The following is a 25,394-nucleotide window of genomic DNA, read 5'->3' as shown; positions in this document are numbered from 1 at the left end:
CTCAGAAAGTCACACCAGAACAAAGAATAACGTTAGCGAACGGTGAACATTCCCCTGTTCGGATCACTGCTTTACTGTCATGAGTGAGTTGTTTAAAACGTTCATGACTGCAATAAATAATTTCAATCGTATTGTTTTGAGTGACTTCTAACTGTTGTAAATGAGCCAAAATAGCGGCTTCCATTTGTGGGTTAATGGTGCTGATTTCCTCTGCTAGAATGGCTTTTTCAACTTGCATCTCTTGGGTGATGACACTTAAAACTGACATGAAATCTGGTAAACCTTGCGTAATGGCTAAATCAATACGTTCCGTTCCTTGATAAATGGGTAAACCTGCATCAGCAAGCGTTATTTGGTCTGTATGACCTAATCTTGCGATTACAGAGGTAACGTTGGCATTAAGTAAAACACCCTTTTTCATTTTTCACCGCCATTCCAGTAAGCGAAACGTTTCGCTCATGTAATAATAGTAAAGATAAGTCACAACTCAATATTGATGATTAATATTTGTGATCAATATCGAAACGTTTCGTTCGTGTTGAGAAAGTTTAAAAACAATAACTTATTGAATCACTTATAGCTGAATCGTTTTTTCTAATTTCTTGGAGCATATCAAAGAAAAATGGAAAAATAGGTCGCAGTATGTAATAAAAGAAATTGATAGTTTTAATATCAACGCTTCTACAATAAAAGGAATGAATATGCAGCTTGCTGAACGAATAGCCCAATTAAGCAATTACCTTGAAAGCGGTTTATATGAACGCCAGCAAGCTATTCGTTTGTGCTTATTAGCCACATTAAGCGGTGAAAGCGTATTTCTATTAGGCCCTCCAGGTATTGCCAAAAGCTTAATTGCACGAAGAATGAAATATGCTTTTCGTCACGCAAACGCTTTTGAGTACTTAATGACGCGATTTTCAACACCGGAAGAAATCTTTGGTCCTCTTTCAATACAGGCGCTAAAAGATGAAGGACGATATGAACGTTTAACCAAAGGTTATTTACCAGACGCTGAAGTCGTATTTCTTGATGAAATATGGAAAGCGGGCCCAGCCATTTTAAATACCTTATTAACGGCGGTAAATGAGCGCAAGTTCCGTAATGGTGATGAAGAAAAATCCATCCCTATGCGGTTATTAGTAACTGCATCAAATGAATTACCCGATGCAGATAATAGCCTCGAGGCGCTATTTGACAGAATGCTAGTACGTATTTGGTTGGATAAAGTACAAGAGAAACAAAATTTTCGCGCACTGTTAACAGGAAAATCATCGCTGAATGAATCTCAAATGCCAGAGCATTTAAAAATCAGTGATGAAGAGTACCAACAGTGGCAACAAGAAATTCCTAAAATTACGCTACCCGATCACTGTTTTGAACTTATTTACCAATTACGCCAGCAGTTAGATGCTACAGATAAACAACTTTATGTTTCCGATAGGCGCTGGAAAAAAGCAGTTTACCTATTACAAGCAAGTGCTTTCTTTAATGGTCGCAACAGCGTATCTCCTCTAGATCTTGTGTTATTAAAGGATTGTCTGTGGCATGACATGCAATCGATGAATACTTTACCGCAACTATTGCAGTCATTATTACAAGAAGATGGCTGGCAACAGAGAAAGTTAACTCGCGAAATAGAGCAAATTTATCAGCAATGGATGTCATCGACCCAAGACCAAAACAACCAAGATGCATTTAAAGTCAATAAAAACAATGCGATGTTTGCTCGTAAAGCGTCTTACGTATTGCCCGAAAATATCAGTGACGGTCGAATTACCCTGTTTTTACATCGTCCACTTCAACTGCATAATATGAAAGTTACCTTTGTAACAACTGATAAAAAGTCACTAATAACCTTCTTAAATAAAGGAACGACACTGTCCGCTCATCTAAATGGGATTGGTTTTGCGCAAGACATTGCTGCTGAGGTAAATAATTTAAACCAGATACAGTTATTAGATGTAAGTCATCAATCATCTACTTTATATATTCAAGATAAAACCTCGTCACTTGCGCCAAATACAAATAACCAAGAGTGGCTAGACAAGCTAGATAAAATTCAAGGTGAGATTCAAGCCGCGCGCTATCAGTTTGAAAAACAGCAGCCCAACTTATTTATTGAACCACACTGGCTTGCGGATATTGAACAAAGTTTTATAAAGCTCACTGAAAAGCTAAACCAATTACGTAACCAAATCACGGGTAAAGTGGCCGAATAGCGATGATGAGTTTAGCCACATTAGAAATGCTGCTTTCGGTTAATGAAGGCCAATTAATTGAAGAGATAATTATATCTTTGCTAGCAACTCCTCAATTAGCGGTATTTTTTGAAAAACATCCTCGATTAAAAAAAGCTTTACTCAAAGATTTATCGGATTGGAAAAAGGATCTCAAACAGCGTATGCAAGATGCGCTTGTTCCCGCACAACTTTCAGAAGAATTTGAACTTTATCGTCAGTCCCTTGGGATTTCGACAGATGCCTTTTTTATCCGATTACCTAATGTCATCGCAAAACTTCACCAACTGGATTCCCCTTTTTACCGTGAGGCATATCAGCTACAGAGTGGGAAAATAGAGAACCGCAGTGCAAGACAATCATTATTTGTTCAAAGATGGCGTATTAGCTTAATTTTACAAGTTACAACACTACATAAAGAGCTACTAGAACAGGAAAAAGAACAATTATTGGCAGAATTACAACGCCGACTGGCTCTAAGTGGTAATTTAGAAGATATTCTTGGCGAAAATGATCGTGCTGCTGGCCGGCTGTGGGATTTAACCAAAGGTGTGAACATGACTTCCGCTTATAATGACCAATTATTAAGCCGATACAGTGAATTTTTACGTCAGCAGCCTGAATTAGAAAAAATAGCCCAATTATTAGGCCGTAGCCAATCCGCTCAATCCATTCCTGATGATAGTGTTTTTCTTGAACCAATGACTATCATGGAAAAAGTGCCAGAAACGGTTCCTGAGCAAGTTAATGGCTTAAATCAGAGTGATGATATTTTACGGTTATTACCTGCAGAACTCGCTATGTTAGGCCTTGAAGATATTGAATTTGAGTTCTATCGAAAATTACTCGAAAAACAGCTTCTAACTTATCGGTTACAAGGAGATAGCTGGCAAGAAAGAAAAGTTCTGCGCCCTATTACCCACCACCATAATGAAGAACAGCCAAGAGGACCATTTGTTGTATGTATTGATACATCGGGTTCGATGGGCGGTTTAAATGAACGCTGCGCCAAAGCATTTTGCCTCGCGCTAATGAAAATTGCGCTGGCGGATAATCGCTCATGCCATGTGATGTTATTTTCCACAGAAATTGTGCATTACGATTTACTTTCTATTGATGGCTTAGAGCAATGTATTCGTTTTTTACATCAAACATTTAAAGGTGGGACTGACCTTGCGGCTTGTTTGCAAGAAACCGCAATAAAATTGGAATCAAAACAGTGGATTGATGCAGATGCCGTGGTGATTTCTGATTTTGTTGCTCAGCGTTTACCGGATGAGTTAATTCAGAAAATAAAGACTATGCAGAAGAAAGGTAAATACCGCTTCCATGCGGTATCTGTATCAAATTATGGGAAACCCAGTATCATGAAGATCTTTGACCATATTTGGCGTTTTGATACTGGGTTAAAAAGCAGGCTGTTACGCCGCTTTAGCCGCTAATTACAGCATACCTTCAACGGATTCTTGCATTTCAGCACCCCATACACCACATTGCACTTGGCCAATGTGTTGGCGTTGAAGAAGTAGCATAACTAAGCGAGACTGGCCAATACCACCACCGATAGTTTGTGGCATTTCACCTTTCACTAACGCTTGGTGCCACTCTAATTCCATACGTTTTTCATCGCCAGTTAAACTTAATTGACGAGTTAAACACTCAGGACTTACGCGAATTCCCATTGAAGAAAGCTCAAATGCGTCCTGTAAAACAGGGTTCCACACAATGATGTCGCCGTTCAAACCACAAAAACCGTCTTCATTTTTTGTTGTCCAGTCATCGTAGTCTGGCGCACGAACATCATGTGATTCACCGCTAGATAGCTTACCACCGATACCAATTAAGAATACTGCGCCTAATTCTTTTGCGATTGCGCGTTCACGCCCTTTCGCATCTAAATCAGGGTAGCGCTGTAACAACTCTTCACTGTGAATAAAGTGGATTTGGTCAGGCAGGAACGGTGCCAACCCAAATTCTTTACTTACGGCAGCTTCTGTTTCTTTTATTGCCTTATAGATTTTACCCACTGTCTGCTTCAGATAAGGAAGTGTACGTTCCTCATCTGCCATCACTTTTTCCCAATCCCACTGATCAACATAAACGGAGTGGATTGGGGTTAAGCGATCCTCGTCCGGACGCAACGCTTTCATATGAGTGTATAAACCTTGGCCTTTACTAAAACCGAAACGCCCTAAGGTTTTACGTTTCCATTTAGCCAAAGAATGAACCACTTCAAAGGTTGCACCTGGAATTGATTTCACTTTCACTTGAACGGCTTTTTCGCTGCCAGATAAGTTGTCTTGAGTACCATCCCCTAAGCGGCTTAGGATTGGCCCTTGAACTTCAATTAACCCTAATTCTTTTTCAAGTAAACGTGAGAAATATGATTTCACAAAACTAATTTGTTGCTGATGTTCGATAAATGACTTGTCCATAATTTATTCCCATAATTTATTAGCTGTATTAGCTGATGTATAGATTAAGCAACAAAATGAGGTATAAATTCAATATCCATCATTAAAAAAAGCCTTTACTGTTTATTTTGAATAAAAAAACAGGTATAAAAATGAATAATCGTTAAAATAGAGGTGAAATAATGCCAGAAAATTATCAAATCGATAATCTCGATCGTGACATACTTCACGAATTAATGGCAAATGCACGCATACCGTATGCTGAATTAGCCAAAAAATTCGCTGTTAGCCCCGGGACAATTCATGTCCGTGTCGAAAAAATGAAACAAGCAGGAATTATTAAAGGCACACGTATTGATATAAACCCAAAACAATTAGGGTTCGATGTTTGTTGCTTTATTGGCATTATTTTAAAAAGTGCAAAAGATTACCCAACCGCACTAAAAAAATTAGATGCCTTAGAAGAAGTTGTCGAGGTGTACTATACAACAGGGCAATACAGCATTTTTATTAAAGTAATGTGCCGTTCTATCGATTCTTTACAAGACGTACTTATCAACAAAATTCAAACCATTGATGAGATACAATCCACAGAAACACTGATCTCCTTACAAAACCCGATCTTACGAACAATCAATCCGTAGAAAAAAAATGATATAACCACATTATCCACAGGTAGATCCCAGCTCATTCACAGCGTACAATAGCGCCCTATTATTGTGAAAGAGAATCACCATGACAAAAGTAACCTTAATAAGTGGCAGTACAATGGGCAGTGCGGAGTATGTTGCCGAGCACATGGCTGAGATTTTAGAAGAACTCGGTCATGAAACCGAAATTCAACATGGCCCGGAGCTTGATGACTTAACACTTGAAGGCATATGGCTGGTGGTGAGCTCAACACATGGTGCAGGTGATCTCCCTGAAAATATTCAACCTCTTTTTGATTCAATAGAAGAAAGTGCTCCTGATCTAAGCCAAGTTCAATTTGGCTCGGTAGGGATCGGTAGCTCTGAATATGACACTTTTTGTGGTGCGATCCATAAAATAGATGACTTGTTAACCAAGCAAGGGGCTAAAAGGATCGGTGAATGTTTGGAAATTGATGTCCAACAACACGAAATACCCGAAGATCCCGCAGGGGAATGGGTTAAAATTTGGGCAAACAAACTCTAATTTGATTAAAATAACAGCAATCAACTGTGGATAACTCAGGGAAGATCCCGGTATTAACCCGTAGTTATCCAGAGTATAAGTTTTAGGTTCCCCATGCCCTGTGCATAAGTACCCTTTTTGATCCCAGCTTATACGCAAATGGATCACGGATCATTCACAGTATATGATCCTTTACACTTTCATGATCTTTAAAGTGAAAATCCACTTATCCACAGAAACGAGTGATCCTAATAAAAGATCTAATAAAGAGATCTTTAAATAAAAAGATCTTTATATTATATAGGGGAGAAACCTAAAGCTTGGTCTCTTCCTCAAACTTGAGTAGAATTCTCTCCTCAAATGCACAATCCGCATTTTCTAACGTTTAAGGTCCACACATGTTTTATCCAGAGCAATTTGACGTCATCGTAATTGGTGGTGGTCATGCCGGTACTGAAGCAGCAATGGCAGCTGCACGTATGGGGCGTCAAACCCTATTACTGACTCACAATATTGATACATTGGGCCAGATGTCTTGCAACCCAGCCATCGGTGGGATCGGTAAGGGGCATCTGGTTAGAGAAATTGATGCCCTTGGTGGTCTAATGGCCACAGCAACAGACAAAGCAGGTATTCAATTTAGAACATTAAATGCCAGCAAAGGGCCTGCAGTTCGTGCAACCCGAGCACAAGCTGACCGTGTTCTTTATCGCCAAGCTGTCAGAATGGCTTTAGAAAATCAGCCTAATTTGATGATTTTCCAACAACCTGTAGAAGACTTAATTGTTGAAAACAATCGAGTTACAGGGGCTATTACTCGCATGGGCTTAAAATTTAAAGCCAAAGCTGTAGTATTAACCGTTGGTACTTTCCTTGATGGCAAAATTCATATAGGTTTAGAAAATTACAGTGGTGGTCGTGCAGGTGATCCCCCTTCAATTTCACTTTCTCAACGTTTGAGAGAATTGCCTTTACGTGTTAATCGTTTAAAAACAGGAACGCCACCACGTATTGATGCAAGAACTATTGATTTCAGTCAGTTAGCTCAACAGCTAGGTGATGATCCAATGCCGGTATTTTCATTTTTAGGTTCACAAGATCAACATCCACAGCAGATGCCTTGTCATATCACCTATACCAATGAAAAAACCCATGAAGTGATCAGAAATAACTTGGATCGTAGCCCTATGTATGCAGGGGTTATTGAAGGGATCGGCCCACGTTATTGCCCTTCGATCGAAGATAAAGTTATGCGTTTTGCCGATAAAGACTCACATCAGATCTTCTTAGAGCCAGAAGGCTTAACAAGCAATGAAATTTACCCTAACGGGATATCCACCAGCTTACCATTTGATGTTCAAATGCAAATTGTTCATTCCATGAAAGGAATGGAAAATGCAAGGATCATTCGTCCTGGTTATGCTATTGAATATGATTTCTTTGACCCTAGAGATCTAAAACAAACGCTTGAAAGTAAATTTATTGATGGCTTATTTTTTGCTGGCCAAATTAACGGTACAACAGGTTATGAAGAAGCAGGGGCCCAAGGGCTACTAGCTGGGCTTAATGCTGCACAACATGCCTTTGGTTTAGAAGGTTGGTTCCCTCGTCGTGACCAAGCTTATATCGGTGTTCTCGTTGACGACCTTTGTACTTTAGGGACAAAAGAACCTTACCGTATGTTTACCTCACGTGCTGAATACCGTTTGATGCTTCGTGAAGACAATGCAGATTTACGTCTGACAGAAAAAGGCCGAGAGTTAGGTTTAGTTGATGATGTTCGCTGGGCGCATTTTAATAACAAAGTCGAATTGATTGAAAAAGAGCGTCAGCGCTTAAAAGATATCTGGGTTCATCCTAAATCGGATAACCACATAGAAATAGATGGAATTTTAACCGTTCCATTATCTAAAGAAGCAAATGGGGAAGATTTACTCCGTCGCCCAGAAATGACGTATAAGATGTTAACTTCACTCAACCTTTTTGCACCGGGTATTGATGATCCTCAAGCTGCGGATCAAGTGGAAATCCAAGTTAAATACGAAGGGTATATTGCTCGTCAAAAAGAAGAAATTGAAAGACAACTGCGTAATGAAAATACCTTGTTGCCTGTTGACCTTGATTACAAACAAGTCAAAGGGTTGTCTAACGAAGTGATGGCGAAACTAAACGATCATAAACCAACATCTATTGGTCAAGCATCGCGAATTTCAGGGATCACGCCTGCTGCAATCTCTATTTTACTTGTTTGGCTGAAAAAACAAGGCATGCTACGCCGGAGCGCTTAACGTGGATTTATTATCAAAACTTAATCAATTGCTAGTAAAAACCGATATCGACTTAACGGAAAAGCAAAAACAGCAGTTAGTTGATTATGTTGGGTTATTAGCGAAATGGAATAAAGCCTATAACCTGACATCGGTACGTGACCCACAGCAGATGTTAATCCGTCATATCATGGATAGCATAGTGGTGAACGGTCAACTCAACGGAACAAAATTTATTGATGTAGGAACCGGTCCTGGTTTGCCTGGTGTTCCTTTAGCAATTGTTCGACCTGATTCCCATTTTGTTTTACTGGACAGCTTAGGGAAGCGCATACGCTTTCTAAAACAGGTTCAACATGAGTTAGGGCTAACTAATATTGAGCCTGTTCAATCACGTGTTGAAGAATATCCAGTTGAAGATGGTTTTGATGGTGTGATTAGCCGCGCATTTGCTTCGCTGAATGATATGTTGAGTTGGTGCCATCATTTACCTTCATCTGAAGGGCGCTTTTATGCACTTAAAGGTGTCATTCGTGATGATGAAATGGTGCTACCAGAAGGTTTTGTGATTGAATCTATTACAGAGCTTGAAGTACCTGAACTTGATGAGCAGCGCCATTTAGTTAAAGTTTCTATAAAATAAAGTTGCTTTCTGTCAAAATATTTTGTCTTTTAGAGCGATAGTCGGTGTGTTAAAAAGCACCGGCTATTTTTATTTTTAGCTAAAGAATAAATACTTATATTTCACGTGTTATTTACATGGAAATAACGAATAAGCTTCAAAAATAAAGTGTTGATAGAAAAAATGCTGGCTAATTGGCAATTTTTACTTAATCGATTTAGCTAGGTAAATAGTTAACAGTGAAATATTTGATTTATCACGTTTAAATTTAACTTAAAAAACTAATTCTTTAATTGTTTGATTTACAGATTAAATCTATTTTTTGTTGTCAGTAAAGTTGAAAGAATAAATAAAGAGGATAAAGTCAAATGTGATATTTATCACATTAATGTGAATATATGCAGCAATTCATTAACTATTTATTAATTATTACAGCGACAATTCTGCGCCAACTCGAAAAAATTAAATATTTATTCACCTTTTCGCTACTTACTGATTGAATTCATTTCGCCTGCCCGTATAATTTGCACGTTTTTGTCTCTTGACACATTTACGCAAAGGCAGTTTTATACAACACTTAGCGTTTCTGAGGCTGAGAAGAGCTGGGAGTAAACAAAAAGTTATGTCTGTATCCCTTTATGACAACAAACACGCTGCAAAGCAGTTGTCTGTTCAGTTTATAACTTTAGTGATCCTCAGTGGGGCTTTCTGTGCAAATAGTATAGAATGGGGGGCCTCTGCTCTTGCTGGTGGGTTAGCATGCTGGTTACCAAATATCGTATTTATGCTGCTAGCACAATTTCAGAAAGCAAAAGGAGAGGATGAACCTGTCCGCATTGCCTGGTTCTTAGCATTAGGAGCAGGGCTAAAGGTTGTTACAACTATCGCTGTCTTAGTTGTTGCTTTCGGTGTGTTCAAAGCGTCATTAACACCACTGGGTTTGACCTATTTAGCGGTGCTAATTGTTCAGATTGTTGCACCAGCCGTTTTTAAACGGTAAGTATTTTTAAACTACAAAAGGGTAAGAGGCATCATGTCTGCATCAGGAGAAGTGATGACTACAGAGGATTACATAGGCCACCATCTGAAAAACCTTCAGTTGGACCTGAGTACCTTTAAGTTGGTCGATCCCCACGCTAGTCCAACATTTTGGACGTTGAACATTGACTCGCTTTTTTTCTCGGTAGTTCTCGGGGCTCTGTTCCTGTGGCTATTTAGAAGAGTTGCAGCCAATGCGACTAGTGGCGTACCCGGTAAGTTACAGACTGCAATAGAACTGATCATTGGTTTCGTTGATAACTCAGTCCGTGATATGTATCACGGCAAGAGCAAAGTTATTGCTCCTTTAGCATTAACTGTGTTCGTCTGGGTATTCTTAATGAACCTAATGGATTTACTCCCAATTGATTTCCTTCCGTATATTGCTGAGCATTATCTCGGGTTACCTGCATTACGTGCAGTACCAACCGCAGATGTTAGTGTCACATTATCGATGGCTATTGGTGTGTTTATCCTAATCCTCTTCTACAGCATCAAAATGAAAGGAATTGGCGGATTTACAAAAGAGCTCACAATGCAGCCTTTTAACCATCCTGTCTTCATTCCAGTCAACTTGATTCTTGAAGGGGTAAGCCTGCTGTCAAAACCTGTATCACTCGGTCTGCGACTGTTTGGTAACATGTATGCAGGTGAATTGATCTTTATTCTTATCGCGGCTCTGCTTCCGTGGTGGTCACAGTGGTTGTTAAGCCTACCTTGGGCTATCTTCCACATACTGATTATTACGCTACAAGCCTTTATTTTTATGGTTCTGACGGTTGTTTATCTGTCGATGGCATCTGAAGAACACTAATTTAATTTTATCAATAATTGTATTAACTGAAACAAACTGGAGACTGTCATGGAAAACCTGAGTATGGATCTGCTGTACATGGCTGCCGCTGTGATGATGGGCTTAGCGGCGATCGGTGCTGCGATCGGTATCGGCATCCTAGGTGGTAAATTTTTAGAAGGTGCTGCTCGTCAGCCAGATTTAATTCCTCTGCTGCGTACACAGTTCTTTATCGTAATGGGTCTGGTCGATGCTATTCCGATGATTGCTGTTGGTCTGGGCTTGTATGTAATGTTCGCTGTTGCCTAATTAACGTTACGGAACACTGTAAGAACATTAATTCACTAATGAATATGAGGTATTGTCTGTGAATCTAAATGCAACAATCCTCGGCCAGGCTATCGCGTTTGTCCTGTTTGTTTGGTTCTGTATGAAGTATGTATGGCCACCGATTATGGCGGCCATTGAAAAACGTCAAAAAGAAATTGCTGACGGTTTATCTTCCGCAGAACGTGCTAAAAAGAACCTGGAACTGGCGCAAACCGACGCAACCGACCGACTGAAAAAAGCGAAAGCTGAAGCACAAGTCATCATTGAACAAGCGAATAAACAGCGCGTTCAAATGATTGATGAAGCAAAAGCAGAAGCGGAAGCAGAACGTGCAAAAATCGTCGCGCAAGCGCAAGCTGAAATTGATGCTGAGCGCAAACGTGCACGTGAAGAGTTACGTAAACAGGTTGCGATGCTTGCTATCGCAGGTGCCGAGAAGATCATCGAACGTTCCGTGGATGAAGCTGCTAACAGCGACATCGTTGATAAACTAGTCGCTGAACTGTAAGGAGGGAGGGGCATGTCTGAAATTGCTACTGTAGCTCGCCCCTACGCCAAAGCAGCTTTTGACTTTGCTGTGGAAAACCAAGCTGTTGCTAAATGGCAGGAAATGCTAGCCTTCACCGCTGAGGTGACGCGCAATGAACAGGTTGGAGAGCTGCTTTCTGGTTCTATTGCACCAGAAACATTAGCTAAAACGTTTATCTCTGTTTGTGGAGATGAAATTGACGAGCATGTTCAGAATCTGATTCGTGTTATGGCAGATAACGGGCGTTTAACGACGCTACCAGAAGTGTTAACGCAATTTATCCAATTGCGCGATTCTCTGGAATCAACCATTGAAGTTGATGTGATTTCTGCTAACGAACTGAGTGAACAGCAGTCAGCTAAAATTTCTGCAGCGATGGAAAAACGTCTGTCACGCAAAGTTAAGCTGAATTGCAAAATTGATAAGTCTGTTATTGCTGGAGTGATCATTCGTGCTGGAGACCTCGTTATTGACGGGAGTATCCGCGGTCGCTTAGAGCGTTTAACTGACGTCTTGCAGTCTTAAGGGGACTGGAGCATATGCAACTGAATTCCACCGAAATCAGCGAACTGATCAAACAGCGTATTGCTCAGTTCGATGTTGTGAGTGAAGCTCACAATGAAGGTACGATTGTATCCGTTAATGACGGTATTATTCGTATTCACGGTTTAGCCGAAGTCATGCAGGGTGAAATGATCGCGCTGCCTGGCAACCGTTACGCTATCGCACTGAACTTAGAGCGTGACTCTGTTGGTGCGGTCGTCATGGGTCCTTATGCCGACTTGGCAGAAGGCATGAAAGTTAAATGTACTGGTCGTATTCTTGAAGTTCCAGTAGGCCGTGGCCTGCTAGGACGTGTTGTGAATACACTGGGTCAACCAATTGATGGTAAAGGTCCTGTTGATAACGATGGCTTCTCTCCTGTAGAAGTTATTGCTCCAGGTGTTATCGACCGTCAATCTGTTGATCAACCAGTTCAAACTGGTTATAAATCAGTCGATGCCATGATTCCAATCGGTCGTGGTCAGCGTGAGCTTGTTATCGGTGACCGTCAAACAGGTAAAACTGCTTTGGCTATCGATGCAATCATCAACCAACGCGACTCAGGCATCAAATGTGTGTACGTAGCTATCGGCCAGAAAGCGTCTACCGTTTCTAACGTAGTTCGTAAACTGGAAGAGCACGGCGCACTGCAAAATACTATCGTTGTTGTTGCTACAGCATCTGAATCAGCTGCTCTGCAATACTTAGCACCATATGCTGGTTGCGCGATGGGTGAATATTTCCGTGACCGCGGTGAAGATGCACTGATCGTATACGATGACCTGTCTAAACAGGCTGTTGCGTACCGTCAAATCTCACTGTTGCTGCGTCGTCCACCAGGACGTGAAGCTTACCCAGGTGACGTTTTCTATCTGCACTCACGTTTACTTGAGCGTGCTGCTCGCGTTAACGCTGAATACGTAGAAAACTTTACTAAAGGTGAAGTTAAAGGCAAAACAGGTTCATTGACAGCTCTGCCTATCATTGAAACCCAAGCTGGTGACGTTTCTGCATTCGTACCAACAAACGTAATTTCGATTACAGATGGTCAGATCTTCCTGGAATCTAACCTGTTTAACTCTGGTATTCGTCCAGCGGTTAACCCAGGTATTTCAGTATCTCGTGTTGGTGGTGCTGCTCAGACTAAAATTATCAAGAAACTGTCTGGTGGTATCCGTACCGCACTTGCTCAGTATCGTGAACTGGCAGCGTTTGCTCAGTTTGCTTCCGACCTCGATGACGCGACTCGTAAACAGTTAAGTCATGGTCAGAAAGTAACTGAACTGCTGAAACAGAAACAGTATGCACCTATGTCAGTAGCAGAGCAGGCACTGTCTCTGTTCGCGGCAGAACGTGGGTTCTTGGATGATGTTGAGTTAGCGAAAATTGGTGCGTTTGAAGCTGCTTTAGTTTCTTTTGCACAGCGCGAGCATGCTGACCTTATGAACGAAATTGGCCCGGCTGGTAGCTATAACGATGATATCGAAGGCAAGTTGAAAAAACTGCTCGAATCATTTAAAGCAACTCAGTCCTGGTAATACTATTCGGCCCAGTTCTTAGGGCCGTCTGGTTAATAAGGAGAAGCAGAAATGGCCGGCGCAAAAGAGATACGTTCCAAGATCGGAAGTGTACAAAATACACAAAAGATCACTAAAGCGATGGAAATGGTCGCTGCGTCCAAAATGCGTAAAACGCAGGAACGCATGGCGGCCAGCCGTCCTTATGCAGAAACCATGCGCAGTGTGATTGGTCACCTAGCGTTAGGTAATCTGGAATATAAACATCCATATCTCGAAGAGCGTGAAGTTAAGCGTGTCGGGTATCTGGTTGTTTCAACAGACCGTGGTCTGTGTGGTGGCTTGAACATTAACTTGTTCAAAAAACTGTTAGCAGATATGAAGTTATGGTCTGAGAAAAACGTTCAGGTTGATTTGGCTTTAATCGGTTCTAAAGCGGTATCATTCTTCGGGTCTGTGGGCGGCAATGTCGTGACTCAAGTTACCGGAATGGGGGATAACCCAACGCTTTCGGACTTGATTGGTCCAGTTAACACTATGCTACAAGCCTATGATGAAGGGCGTTTGGATAAACTGTATGTGGTGACGAATAAGTTCATCAATACAATGTCTCAGGAGCCAACTATTCTTCAATTGTTACCATTGCCTGCAAGTGATGATGAAACACTGAAGAAGAAGTCTTGGGATTACATTTACGAACCCGATCCTAAGGCGTTGCTGGATACCCTGCTACGTCGTTATATCGAGTCGCAGGTTTATCAGGGCGTCGTTGAAAACCTGGCTAGTGAGCAGGCCGCACGAATGGTAGCGATGAAAGCCGCTACTGATAATGGTGGAAACCTGATCAAAGAGTTACAGTTGGTTTACAACAAAGCTCGTCAGGCCAGCATTACTCAGGAGCTTACCGAAATCGTTTCGGGTGCTTCCGCGGTTTAACAGCTAGGTTTACGAATTACGTAGAGGATTCAAGATGGCTACTGGAAAGATTATCCAGGTAATCGGCGCCGTTGTGGACGTCGAGTTCCCTCAAGATGACGTACCAAAAGTGTACGACGCTCTTGAGGTTGTTAACGGTAAAGAAAAACTGGTGTTGGAAGTTCAGCAACAGTTAGGCGGTGGTGTTGTCCGTTGTATCGCAATGGGTACATCAGATGGCCTGAGCCGTGGTTTAGAAGTTGTAAACTTAGAGCACCCAATTGAAGTACCAGTAGGTAAAGCAACTTTAGGACGTATCATGAACGTTCTGGGTCAACCTATTGATATGAAAGGTGATATCGGCGAAGAAGAGCGCTGGTCAATTCACCGTGCTGCACCTAGCTATGAAGAATTAGCTAACTCAACAGAACTGCTGGAAACCGGTATCAAAGTAATGGACTTAATCTGTCCATTCGCGAAAGGTGGTAAAGTTGGTCTGTTCGGTGGTGCGGGTGTTGGTAAAACAGTAAACATGATGGAACTGATCCGTAACATCGCGATTGAGCACTCAGGTTACTCAGTATTCGCTGGTGTTGGTGAGCGTACTCGTGAAGGGAACGACTTCTATCATGAAATGACCGACTCAAACGTTTTGGATAAAGTATCACTGGTTTATGGCCAGATGAACGAGCCACCAGGAAACCGTCTGCGCGTTGCGTTGACTGGTCTGACTATGGCTGAAAAATTCCGTGACGAAGGTCGTGACGTACTGCTGTTCGTTGACAACATCTATCGTTATACACTGGCAGGTACTGAAGTATCAGCACTGTTAGGCCGTATGCCTTCAGCGGTAGGTTATCAGCCAACGCTGGCGGAAGAGATGGGTGTTCTGCAAGAACGTATTACCTCAACTCAAACAGGTTCTATCACTTCCGTTCAAGCGGTTTACGTTCCTGCGGATGACTTGACTGACCCATCACCAGCAACCACCTTTGCTCACTTAGACGCAACGGTAGTTCTGAGCCGTCAAATCGCATCACTGGGTATTTACCCTGCGGTTGACCCTCTGGATTCTACTAGCCGTCAACTTGACCCACTGGTTGTTGGTCAAGAGCACTATGATGTTGCTCGTGGCGTTCAGTCTATTCTGCAACGTTACCAAGAACTGAAAGATATCATTGCAATCCTGGGTATGGATGAACTGTCTGAAGAAGACAAACTGGTTGTTGCTCGTGCTCGTAAGATCCAGCGCTTCCTGTCTCAACCATTCTTCGTTGCTGAAGTATTTACCGGTTCACCAGGTAAGTTCGTCTCTCTGAAAGACACTATCCGTGGCTTCAGTGGGATCCTGAACGGTGATTACGACCACCTGCCAGAACAAGCGTTCTATATGGTTGGTACCATTGAAGAAGCTGTGGAAAAAGCTAAAAAGCTTTAATCCAGCTGACAGGAGGTTGATATGGTAGCTGCAATGACATACCACCTGACTGTAGTGAGTGCTGAAAAACAAATGTTTGAAGGCATGGTACAGAAAATTCAGGTGACAGGTAGTGAAGGTGAGCTGGGGATTTATCCGCAGCATACCCCGCTGCTGACTGCCATAAAACCGGGCATGGTACGTATTACCAAACAGTTTGGTGAAGAAGAGCTAATTTACCTCTCCGGTGGTATTTTAGAAGTGCAACCAAATGGTGTTATCGTACTCGCTGATACAGCGATCCGTGGTAAAGATTTAGACGAAGCTCGTGCAGTGGAATCTAAACGCAAAGCGGAAGAACACGTCCGTAAAGCTCACGGCGATGTTGATTATGCTCAGGCATCAGCAGAACTTGCAAAAGCAATAGCGAAACTTCGAGTCATCGAGTTAACTAAAAAGCTAATGTAATGATAGCGGTATAGTAAAAAAAGCCAGTTGGTTAAGTCTAACTGGCTTTTTTATTTGAGCGAAATATGTAGTAATTTATAAAGGAAATAGGTTTACTTTCATCCCTAAGTTGGAGTTTCAGGAAAAATGACTGTGCAAAGAAAAAGTGTCGTGATTTTAGCTGCCGGTAAAGGCACACGGATGTATTCAGAGCTACCTAAAGTTTTGCATTTGCTTGCAGGCAAACCAATGGTTCAGCATGTTATAGATACAGCAAAATCCATTGGTGCATCAGATATTCATCTGGTATACGGACATGGCGGTGATTTACTGAAAGAAAAACTGGGTGAGCAAAACCTCAATTGGGTATTGCAGGCGGAGCAACTCGGTACGGGCCATGCGATGCAACAAGCTGCCCCTAGCTTCCAAGATGATGAAGATATTGTCATGCTCTATGGTGACGTGCCATTAATCGCTAAAGATACCTTGGACAGGCTGATTGAAGTCAAACCACAAGGCGGTATTGGTTTACTGACGGTTATCTTAGATAACCCAACAGGGTATGGCCGTATAATTCGTGAAAATAATGAAGTTGTCGGTATCATTGAGCAAAAAGATGCCAGTGAAGAGCAACGTAAAATCCAAGAAATCAATACAGGAATTATGGTTGCTAGTGGCAAAGATTTTAAACGTTGGTTGGCACAGCTGAACAACGATAACGCACAAGGCGAATATTATATTACTGATATTATTGCATTAGCACATAAAGAAGGTAATAAAATTGCAACCGTTCATCCTAAACATTTAAGTGAGATGGAAGGCGTGAATAACCGCCTACAACTAGCTGCGTTAGAAAGAGTTTATCAGAAAGAACAAGCGGAAAAACTGTTATTAGCCGGCGTGATGTTGATTGACCCTGCACGTTTTGATTTGCGCGGAACGCTGACTCATGGTCGCGATATTATTATTGATACTAACGTGATTATTGAAGGTAATGTCACATTAGGGAATAACGTACATATTCAATCTGGCTGTATATTAAAAGACTGTGTGATTGGTGATAACTCGGTTATCAGCCCATATTCAGTGATAGAAAACTCTGAATTGTCAGCCGAATGTACAGTTGGCCCTTTTGCGCGTTTACGTCCAGGTGCTAAATTAGCAGCCAAAGCACACGTCGGTAATTTCGTCGAAATGAAAAATGCCTCTTTAGGTTTAGGTTCTAAAGCGGGTCATTTAAGTTACCTCGGGGATGCCCAAATTGGTGATAATGTGAATATTGGCGCAGGTACCATCACTTGTAATTATGATGGTGCCAATAAACATAAAACCATTATTGGTGATGATGTGTTTGTAGGGTCTGATACTCAGTTAGTTGCGCCAGTTTCTGTTGCCAAAGGTGCAACAATAGGCGCTGGCACGACGGTTACACGTGATGTGAATGAAGACGAACTTGTCGTTAGCCGTGTAAAACAAATGCATATTAAAAACTGGCAACGTCCAGTTAAGAAAAAATAAGTAAATATTGAGGAGAGGTAGCGATATCTCTCCTATTATAAATGCGAATTAATCGCGAAAATTAAAATAGCTACTCAAGGTAGCAATATAAAAATAATATCCCCATTTTCTACAAGGCTGGGGAGCAGTGAAAACTGTACAACAATTAGGTTGCGACAAATGAAGGTTTCTCAAGAAAGGAACCTTTTGTCTAGGAATCAAAAAAATATGTGTGGAATTGTAGGTGCTGTTGCACAACGTGATATTGCAGAAATTCTGTTAGAAGGTCTTCGTCGTCTTGAGTATCGTGGTTATGATTCAGCCGGTATGGCTGTCGTTGATCACGAAGGTCATTTGCAACGCTTACGTGAAGTCGGCAAAGTGCAAATGCTAGCTGAAGAAGCGGAGAAAAACCCAGTATTGGGTGGAACGGGGATTGCACATACCCGTTGGGCGACTCATGGTATTCCAAGTGAACGCAATGCTCATCCGCATACCTCTGGTTATATTGCAGTTGTTCATAACGGCATTATTGAAAACTATTTAGAACTGAAAGATGAACTGAAAAAACTCGGTTATGTCTTTAGTTCAGAAACTGACACTGAAGTGATTGCGCACCTTGTTCACCATGAGCAACAAAAGGGCGGTTCGCTGGTGGAAATAGTTCAACGTGTTATCCCACAATTGCGCGGTGCTTACGGTACTGTGATTATGGATAGCCGTATTCCTGAATTATTAGTCGCCGCACGTTCTGGTAGCCCATTGGTTATTGGTTTAGGTGTGGGTGAAAACTTTTTAGCATCAGACCAATTAGCGCTGTTGCCTGTGACTCGTCGCTTTATTTACCTTGAAGAAGGGGATGTTGCCGAGGTCACTCGTCGTACTGTTCGTATTTTTGATAAAAATGGTGAAGCTGTCGATCGCGAGCAAATTGAATCAAACGTTCAATATGATGCGGGCGATAAAGGCGTTTACCGTCATTACATGCAAAAAGAGATTTATGAACAGCCGATGGCGATTAAAAACACCCTTGAAGGGCGTTTTAGCAAAGATAATGGCATTGATTTAAGCGAGTTAGGTCCTCGTGCGAGTGAAATTTTATCTCAAGTTGAACATATCCAAATTGTAGCTTGCGGGACATCTTACAATGCTGGCATGGTTGCACGTTATTGGTTTGAGTCTTTGGCCGGTATTCCATGTGATGTGGAAATTGCTTCAGAGTATCGCTACCGTAACCCTGCGCACCGTAAAAATAGCTTAATGATTACGTTATCCCAATCAGGTGAAACCGCAGATACACTGGCAGCATTGCGTTTATCGAAAGAGTTAGGTTATTTGACCTCTTTAGCGGTATGTAACGTCGCAGGTTCTTCACTGGTACGTGAATCTGAATTTGCTTTGATGACCAAGGCAGGGGCAGAAATTGGTGTGGCATCCACTAAAGCATTTACCACACAGTTAACCGTCTTACTGATGTTAGTTGCGTATATGGGCCGCTTGAAAGGTGCTAACCCTGAGCTCGAAGAAAACATTTCTCACGCTCTACATGCGCTACCGGCTCGTATTGAAAGCATGTTATCGCAAGATAAAGTTATCGAGGCATTGGCAGAAGATTTCTCAGATAAACATCACGCATTGTTCTTAGGTCGCGGTGATCAGTTCCCTATTGCAGTTGAAGGGGCTCTGAAATTAAAAGAGATTTCTTACATTCACGCAGAAGCATATGCAGCGGGTGAGTTAAAGCACGGCCCATTAGCGTTAATTGATGCCGATATGCCTGTTATCATCGTTGCACCTAACAATGAGCTGTTAGAAAAACTGAAATCAAACATTGAGGAAGTCCGTGCGCGTGGTGGTTTGCTGTATGTATTCGCTGACCAAGATGCAGGCTTTGAAGCCAGTGAAAATATGAAAATTGTTTCGCTACCTCATGTTGAAGAACTGATCGCACCAATTTTCTACACTGTTCCTCTGCAACTGTTGTCTTATCACGTTGCATTGATTAAAGGCACAGACGTTGACCAACCACGTAACTTGGCGAAGTCGGTGACGGTTGAGTAATCAATAAATTTGACTAGTCCTGATATGTGGGCGGACAATAAAGTCTTAAACTGAACAAAATAGATCTAAACTATGACAATAAAGTCTTAAACTAGACAGAATAGTTGTAAACTGAAATCAGTCCAGTTATGCTGTGAAAAAGCATACTGGACTTTTGTTATGGCTAAAGCAAACTCTTCATTTTCTGAAGTGCAAATTGCCCGTCGTATTAAAGAGGGGCGTGGCCAAGGGCATGGTAAAGACTATATTCCATGGCTAACAGTACAAGAAGTTCCTTCTTCAGGTCGTTCCCACCGTATTTATTCTCATAAGACGGGACGAGTCCATCATTTGCTATCTGACTTAGAGCTTGCTGTTTTTCTCAGTCTTGAGTGGGAGAGCAGCGTGCTAGATATACGCGAGCAGTTCCCCTTATTACCTAGTGATACCAGGCAGATTGCAATAGATAGTGGTATTAAGCATCCTGTTATTCGTGGTGTAGATCAGGTTATGTCTACTGATTTTTTAGTGGACTGCAAAGATGGTCCTTTTGAGCAGTTTGCTATTCAAGTCAAACCTGCAGCAGCCTTACAAGACGAGCGTACCTTAGAAAAACTAGAACTAGAGCGTCGCTATTGGCAGCAAAAGCAAATTCCTTGGTTCATTTTTACTGATAAAGAAATAAATCCCGTAGTAAAAGAAAATATTGAATGGCTTTATTCAGTGAAAACAGAAGAAGTTTCTGCGGAGCTTTTAGCACAACTATCCCCATTGGCCCATATCCTGCAAGAAAAAGGAGATGAAAACATTATCAATGTCTGTAAGCAGGTTGATATTGCTTATGATTTGGAGTTAGGCAAAACATTGAGTGAGATACGAGCCTTAACCGCAAATGGTTTTATTAAGTTCAATATTTATAAGTCTTTCAGGGCAAATAAGTGTGCAGATCTCTGTATTAGCCAAGTAGTGAATATGGAGGAGTTGCGCTATGTGGCAAATTAATGAGGTTGTGCTATTTGATAATGATCCGTATCGCATTTTGGCTATAGAGGATGGCCAAGTTGTCTGGATGCAAATAAGCGCTGATAAAGGAGTTCCACAAGCTAGGGCTGAGTTGTTGCTAATGCAGTATTTAGATGAAGGCCGCTTAGTTAGAACTGATGACCCTTATGTACATCTTGATTTAGAAGAGCCGTCTGTAGATTCTGTCAGCTTCCAGAAGCGCGAGGAGGATTATCGAAAAATTCTTCCTATTATTAATAGTAAGGATCGTTTCGACCCTAAAGTCAGAAGCGAACTCGTTGAGCATGTGGTCCAAGAACATAAGGTTACTAAGGCTACAGTTTATAAGTTGTTACGCCGTTACTGGCAGCGTGGTCAAACGCCTAATGCATTAATTCCTGACTACAAAAACAGCGGTGCACCAGGGGAAAGACGTTCAGCGACAGGAACAGCAAAGATTGGCCGAGCCAGAGAATATGGTAAGGGTGAAGGAACCAAGGTAACGCCCGAGATTGAACGCCTTTTTAGGTTGACCATAGAAAAGCACCTGTTAAATCAAAAAGGTACAAAGACCACCGTTGCCTATAGACGATTTGTGGACTTGTTTGCTCAGTATTTTCCTCGCATTCCCCAAGAGGATTACCCAACACTACGTCAGTTTCGTTATTTTTATGATCGAGAATACCCTAAAGCTCAGCGCTTAAAGTCTAGAGTTAAAGCAGGGGTATATAAAAAAGACGTACGACCCTTAAGTAGTACAGCCACTTCTCAGGCGTTAGGCCCTGGGAGTCGTTATGAGATTGATGCCACGATTGCTGATATTTATTTAGTGGATCATCATGATCGCCAAAAAATCATAGGAAGACCAACGCTTTACATTGTGATTGATGTGTTTAGTCGGATGATCACGGGCTTTTATATCGGCTTTGAAAATCCGTCTTATGTGGTGGCGATGCAGGCTTTTGTAAATGCTTGCTCTGACAAAACGGCCATTTGTGCCCAGCATGATATTGAGATTAGTAGCTCAGACTGGCCGTGTGTAGGTTTGCCAGATGTGTTGCTAGCGGACCGTGGCGAATTAATGAGTCATCAGGTCGAAGCCTTAGTTTCTAGTTTTAGAACCTATCCCAAAAGGAATTGTCAGATAATACATAATGATAATTTATGAGGGCAACGTATGGCAGGTAATAAGTGGCAAATCAGTGATGAACTCTGGGAGAAAATGGCTCCTCTCATCCCGGAGCATAGAACTCAACACCCGCTGGGTACGCACCGCAAGCGGGTTGATAATCGCGCTGCAATGAACGCCATTTTCTTCGTACTCAGGACGGGTTGCCAGTGGAATGCGCTAAATGCCACCGGTATATGCTCGTCAAGCTCTGCTCATCGCCGATTTCAGGAGTGGCGGGATGCTGGCGTATTTGAACGCTTCTGGCAAAACGGGTTGCTTGCTTGCGAACAGTTGGACGCTATTGACTGGTCGTGGCTGTCGATGGATGGTTGTATGACCAAATCACCGCTGGCAGGCTCAAAAAAACAGGCAAGAACCCAACAGACCGAGGGAAACGGGGCGTAAAGCGCAGTCTGATGACTGACGGGAACGGGCTTCCGCTTGCACTGGTTGTCGCTGGAGCAAATACGCACGACATAAAGCTGGTTGCGGATACGCTCGATGCCCTCCAGACGGGCAGACCGGGCAAGAGGCTCCGGTTGTGCATGGACAAAGGGTATGAAGCGGAATGGTTGGGATCGTATCTGAGAAGTCGTCGCTATGAGCCTCATGTCCAGTCACGGAAGGATGAATCAGAAGCCATCAAAAACACGGATTTTAAGGCCCACCGCTGGGTTGTAGAGAGAACACACAGTTGGATGAATCGCTACCGTCGTGTCCTGACTCGTTGGGAGAAAAAGGTCGAAAATTACGAGGCAATGCTGCATCTTGCCTGTGCCATCATTATCTGGAATAAAATCCTTTTGGGATAGGTTCTTAATGTGCGAGTGGAAAGTGCTCCACCTAGACGTGGCGATGCTAAAGGCATAGTGGAAAGCACTTTTAGAACACTACAAGCCGAGTTTAAGTCCTTTGCACCTGGCATTGTAGAGGGCAGTCGGATCAAAAGCCATGGTGAAACAGACTATAGGTTAGATGCATCTCTGTCGGTATTTGAGTTCACACAAATTATTTTGCGTACGATCTTATTCAGAAATAACCATCTGGTGATGGATAAATACGATCGAGATGCTGATTTTCCTACAGATTTACCGTCTATTCCTGTCCAGCTATGGCAATGGGGTATGCAGCATCGTACAGGTAGTTTAAGGGCTGTGGAGCAAGAGCAGTTGCGAGTAGCGTTACTGCCTCGCCGAAAGGTCTCTATTTCTTCATTTGGCGTTAATTTGTGGGGTTTGTATTACTCGGGGTCAGAGATTCTGCGTGAGGGTTGGTTGCAGCGGAGCACTGATATAGCTAGACCTCAACATTTAGAAGCGGCTTATGACCCAGTGCTGGTTGATACGATTTATTTGTTTCCGCAAGTTGGCAGCCGTGTATTTTGGCGCTGTAATCTGACGGAACGTAGTCGGCAGTTTAAAGGTCTCTCATTTTGGGAGGTTTGGGATATACAAGCACAAGAAAAACACAATAAAGCCAATGCGAAGCAGGATGAGTTAACTAAACGCAGGGAGCTTGAGGCGTTTATTCAGCAAACCATTCAGAAAGCGAATAAGTTAACGCCCAGTACTACTGAGCCCAAATCAACACGCATTAAGCAGATTAAAACTAATAAAAAAGAAGCCGTGACCTCGGAGCGTAAAAAACGTGCGGAGCATTTGAAGCCAAGCTCTTCAGGTGATGAGGCTAAAGTTATTCCTTTCAACGCAGTGGAAGCGGATGATCAAGAAGATTACAGCCTACCCACATACGTGCCTGAATTATTTCAGGATCCACCAGAAAAGGATGAGTCATGAGTGCTACCCGGATTCAAGCAGTTTATCGTGATACGGGGGTAGAGGCTTATCGTGATAATCCTTTTATCGAGGCCTTACCACCATTACAAGAGTCAGTGAATAGTGCTGCATCACTGAAATCCTCTTTACAGCTTACTTCCTCTGACTTGCAAAAGTCCCGTGTTATCAGAGCTCATACCATTTGTCGTATTCCAGATGACTATTTTCAGCCATTAGGTACGCATTTGCTACTAAGTGAGCGTATTTCGGTCATGATTCGAGGTGGCTACGTAGGCAGAAATCCTAAAACAGGAGATTTACAAAAGCATTTACAAAATGGTTATGAGCGTGTTCAAACGGGAGAGTTGGAGACATTTCGCTTTGAGGAGGCACGATCTACGGCACAAAGCTTATTGTTAATTGGTTGTTCTGGTAGTGGGAAGACGACCTCTCTTCATCGTATTCTAGCCACGTATCCTCAGGTGATTTACCATCGTGAACTCAATGTAGAGCAGGTGGTGTATTTGAAAATAGACTGCTCGCATAATGGTTCGCTAAAAGAAATCTGCTTGAATTTTTTCAGAGCGTTGGATCGAGCCTTGGCTCGAACTATGAGCGTCGTTATGGCTTAAAACGTCATGGTATAGAAACCATGTTGGCTTTGATGTCGCAAATAGCCAATGCACATGCTTTAGGGTTGTTGGTTATTGATGAAATTCAGCATTTAAGCCGCTCTCGTTCGGGTGGATCTCAAGAGATGCTGAACTTTTTTGTGACGATGGTGAATATTATTGGCGTACCAGTGATGTTGATTGGTACCCCTAAAGCACGAGAGATTTTTGAGGCTGATTTGCGGTCTGCACGTAGAGGGGCAGGGTTTGGAGCTATATTCTGGGATCCTATACAACAAACGCAACGTGGAAAGCCCAATCAAGAGTGGATCGCTTTTACGGATAATCTTTGGCAATTACAGCTTTTACAACGCAAAGATGCGCTGTTATCGGATGAGGTCCGTGATGTGTGGTATGAGCTAAGCCAAGGAGTGATGGACATTGTAGTAAAACTTTTTGTACTCGCTCAGCTCCGTGCGCTAGCTTTAGGCAATGAGCGTATTACCGCTGGTTTATTGCGGCAAGTGTATCAAGATGAGTTAAAGCCTGTGCACCCCATGCTAGAGGCATTACGCTCGGGTATCCCAGAACGCATTGCTCGTTATTCTGATCTAGTCGTTCCCGAGATTGATAAACGGTTAATCCAACTTCAGCTAGATATCGCAGCGATACAAGAACAAACACCAGAAGAAAAAGCCCTTCAAGAGTTAGATACCGAAGATCAGCGTCATTTATATCTGATGCTGAAAGAGGATTACGATTCAAGCCTGTTAATTCCCACTATTAAAAAAGCGTTTAGCCAGAATCCAACGATGACAAGACAAAAGTTACTGCCTCTTGTTTTGCAGTGGTTGATGGAAGGCGAAACGGTAGTGTCAGAACTAGAAAAGCCCTCCAAGAGTAAAAAGGTTTCGGCTATAAAGGTAGTCAAGCCCAGCGACTGGGATAGCTTGCCTGATACGGATTTACGTTATATCTATTCACAACGCCAACCTGAAAAAACCATGCATGAACGGTTAAAAGGGAAAGGGGTAATAGTGGATATGGCGAGCTTATTTAAACAAGCAGGTTAGC

The 25,394-nt window shown here is 42.3% G+C and carries 24 protein-coding genes and 1 pseudogene; 23 read left to right on the top strand and 2 right to left on the bottom strand.

The window, feature by feature from the left end:
* Window position 1 precedes the first annotated feature (1 nt).
* On the bottom strand, window positions 2-421 hold the full coding sequence (gene rbsD / locus FVA72_RS00430) for a D-ribose pyranase (RefSeq protein ID WP_094962013.1): 420 nt from the start codon (window positions 419-421) through the stop codon (window positions 2-4).
* A 280-nt stretch (window positions 422-701) separates the two neighbouring features.
* Between rbsD and ravA the strand changes: the two genes are divergently transcribed.
* Both ravA and viaA read left to right on the top strand, forming a co-directional pair.
* Window positions 702-2,219 (top strand): ATPase RavA, encoded by a 1,518-nt coding sequence (gene ravA / locus FVA72_RS00425; protein WP_096863683.1) that lies wholly within the window; start codon window positions 702-704, stop codon window positions 2,217-2,219.
* A 2-nt stretch (window positions 2,220-2,221) separates the two neighbouring features.
* On the top strand, window positions 2,222-3,679 hold the full coding sequence (viaA, locus tag FVA72_RS00420; RefSeq protein ID WP_110592753.1) for an ATPase RavA stimulator ViaA: 1,458 nt from the start codon (window positions 2,222-2,224) through the stop codon (window positions 3,677-3,679).
* Here viaA and asnA read toward each other — a convergent pair whose 3' ends face one another.
* Complete coding sequence (asnA, locus tag FVA72_RS00415) at window positions 3,680-4,672, bottom strand: aspartate--ammonia ligase (RefSeq protein WP_004906329.1); 993 nt, start codon at window positions 4,670-4,672, stop codon at window positions 3,680-3,682.
* 161 nt (window positions 4,673-4,833) lie between these two features.
* Here asnA and asnC point away from each other — a divergent pair, with 161 nt between their 5' ends.
* From asnC to FVA72_RS22175, 21 genes and pseudogenes are all read left to right on the top strand, one after another.
* The gene (asnC, locus tag FVA72_RS00410; RefSeq protein ID WP_004906326.1) at window positions 4,834-5,295 is read left to right on the top strand and encodes a transcriptional regulator AsnC; all 462 of its coding nucleotides are present in this window, start codon (window positions 4,834-4,836) and stop codon (window positions 5,293-5,295) included.
* A gap of 91 nt (window positions 5,296-5,386) precedes the next feature.
* Complete coding sequence (mioC, locus tag FVA72_RS00405; RefSeq protein ID WP_110592754.1) at window positions 5,387-5,827, top strand: FMN-binding protein MioC; 441 nt, start codon at window positions 5,387-5,389, stop codon at window positions 5,825-5,827.
* Between the two features lie 377 nt (window positions 5,828-6,204).
* Window positions 6,205-8,094, top strand: a complete 1,890-nt coding sequence (mnmG, locus tag FVA72_RS00400; RefSeq protein WP_110592755.1) for a tRNA uridine-5-carboxymethylaminomethyl(34) synthesis enzyme MnmG — start codon at window positions 6,205-6,207, stop codon at window positions 8,092-8,094.
* 1 nt (window position 8,095) lies between these two features.
* The gene (gene rsmG, locus FVA72_RS00395; protein ID WP_110592756.1) at window positions 8,096-8,716 is read left to right on the top strand and encodes a 16S rRNA (guanine(527)-N(7))-methyltransferase RsmG; all 621 of its coding nucleotides are present in this window, start codon (window positions 8,096-8,098) and stop codon (window positions 8,714-8,716) included.
* A gap of 601 nt (window positions 8,717-9,317) precedes the next feature.
* Window positions 9,318-9,695 carry a F0F1 ATP synthase subunit I gene (gene atpI / locus FVA72_RS00390; RefSeq protein ID WP_004906317.1) on the top strand — a complete coding sequence of 126 codons (378 nt, stop codon included), beginning with the start codon at window positions 9,318-9,320 and terminating at the stop codon, window positions 9,693-9,695.
* Window positions 9,696-9,728: 33 nt separating this feature from the next.
* Entirely contained in the window at window positions 9,729-10,547 is an 819-nt protein-coding gene (gene atpB, locus FVA72_RS00385; RefSeq protein WP_004906316.1) for a F0F1 ATP synthase subunit A, read from the top strand.
* Window positions 10,548-10,595: 48 nt separating this feature from the next.
* Window positions 10,596-10,835 (top strand): F0F1 ATP synthase subunit C, encoded by a 240-nt coding sequence (gene atpE, locus FVA72_RS00380; protein ID WP_004093904.1) that lies wholly within the window; start codon window positions 10,596-10,598, stop codon window positions 10,833-10,835.
* Window positions 10,836-10,893: 58 nt separating this feature from the next.
* Window positions 10,894-11,364, top strand: a complete 471-nt coding sequence (gene atpF, locus FVA72_RS00375; RefSeq protein ID WP_004906301.1) for a F0F1 ATP synthase subunit B — start codon at window positions 10,894-10,896, stop codon at window positions 11,362-11,364.
* 12 nt (window positions 11,365-11,376) lie between these two features.
* Window positions 11,377-11,910 carry a F0F1 ATP synthase subunit delta gene (atpH, locus tag FVA72_RS00370; protein ID WP_004906300.1) on the top strand — a complete coding sequence of 178 codons (534 nt, stop codon included), beginning with the start codon at window positions 11,377-11,379 and terminating at the stop codon, window positions 11,908-11,910.
* A gap of 14 nt (window positions 11,911-11,924) precedes the next feature.
* Window positions 11,925-13,466, top strand: a complete 1,542-nt coding sequence (gene atpA / locus FVA72_RS00365; protein WP_004906297.1) for a F0F1 ATP synthase subunit alpha — start codon at window positions 11,925-11,927, stop codon at window positions 13,464-13,466.
* Between the two features lie 51 nt (window positions 13,467-13,517).
* Window positions 13,518-14,381, top strand: a complete 864-nt coding sequence (gene atpG / locus FVA72_RS00360; protein WP_004906295.1) for a F0F1 ATP synthase subunit gamma — start codon at window positions 13,518-13,520, stop codon at window positions 14,379-14,381.
* Window positions 14,382-14,415: 34 nt separating this feature from the next.
* On the top strand, window positions 14,416-15,798 hold the full coding sequence (atpD, locus tag FVA72_RS00355; protein WP_004906293.1) for a F0F1 ATP synthase subunit beta: 1,383 nt from the start codon (window positions 14,416-14,418) through the stop codon (window positions 15,796-15,798).
* A gap of 21 nt (window positions 15,799-15,819) precedes the next feature.
* Complete coding sequence (locus tag FVA72_RS00350; RefSeq protein ID WP_004906291.1) at window positions 15,820-16,245, top strand: F0F1 ATP synthase subunit epsilon; 426 nt, start codon at window positions 15,820-15,822, stop codon at window positions 16,243-16,245.
* A gap of 126 nt (window positions 16,246-16,371) precedes the next feature.
* Complete coding sequence (glmU, locus tag FVA72_RS00345; protein ID WP_094962007.1) at window positions 16,372-17,742, top strand: bifunctional UDP-N-acetylglucosamine diphosphorylase/glucosamine-1-phosphate N-acetyltransferase GlmU; 1,371 nt, start codon at window positions 16,372-16,374, stop codon at window positions 17,740-17,742.
* Between the two features lie 207 nt (window positions 17,743-17,949).
* Entirely contained in the window at window positions 17,950-19,782 is a 1,833-nt protein-coding gene (gene glmS / locus FVA72_RS00340) for a glutamine--fructose-6-phosphate transaminase (isomerizing) (RefSeq protein ID WP_110592757.1), read from the top strand.
* A gap of 159 nt (window positions 19,783-19,941) precedes the next feature.
* Window positions 19,942-20,763 (top strand): TnsA endonuclease N-terminal domain-containing protein, encoded by an 822-nt coding sequence (locus FVA72_RS00335; RefSeq protein ID WP_001029679.1) that lies wholly within the window; start codon window positions 19,942-19,944, stop codon window positions 20,761-20,763.
* Complete coding sequence (locus FVA72_RS00330; protein ID WP_256372555.1) at window positions 20,750-21,931, top strand: DDE-type integrase/transposase/recombinase; 1,182 nt, start codon at window positions 20,750-20,752, stop codon at window positions 21,929-21,931. Before FVA72_RS00335 ends, FVA72_RS00330 begins: the two co-directional genes overlap by 14 nt.
* A 9-nt stretch (window positions 21,932-21,940) precedes the next feature.
* Window positions 21,941-22,746 (top strand): annotated as a pseudogene (locus FVA72_RS00325) (IS5 family transposase).
* 9 nt (window positions 22,747-22,755) lie between these two features.
* Window positions 22,756-23,730, top strand: coding sequence for a hypothetical protein (locus FVA72_RS00320; protein ID WP_425522860.1), 975 nt, complete (start codon window positions 22,756-22,758; stop codon window positions 23,728-23,730).
* Window positions 23,727-24,341 (top strand): ATP-binding protein, encoded by a 615-nt coding sequence (locus FVA72_RS22180; protein ID WP_425522859.1) that lies wholly within the window; start codon window positions 23,727-23,729, stop codon window positions 24,339-24,341. Before FVA72_RS00320 ends, FVA72_RS22180 begins: the two co-directional genes overlap by 4 nt.
* Before the next feature lie 20 nt (window positions 24,342-24,361).
* A complete protein-coding gene (locus FVA72_RS22175) occupies window positions 24,362-25,393 on the top strand; it encodes an AAA family ATPase (protein WP_425522858.1) in 1,032 nt (343 codons plus the stop codon).
* The last annotated feature ends 1 nt before the right edge of the window (window position 25,394 follow it).

Source organism: Providencia sp. PROV061 (genome assembly GCF_011045655.1).
GTDB lineage: Bacteria > Pseudomonadota > Gammaproteobacteria > Enterobacterales > Enterobacteriaceae > Providencia > Providencia hangzhouensis.
This window is presented reverse-complemented; position numbering and strand designations above follow the sequence as displayed.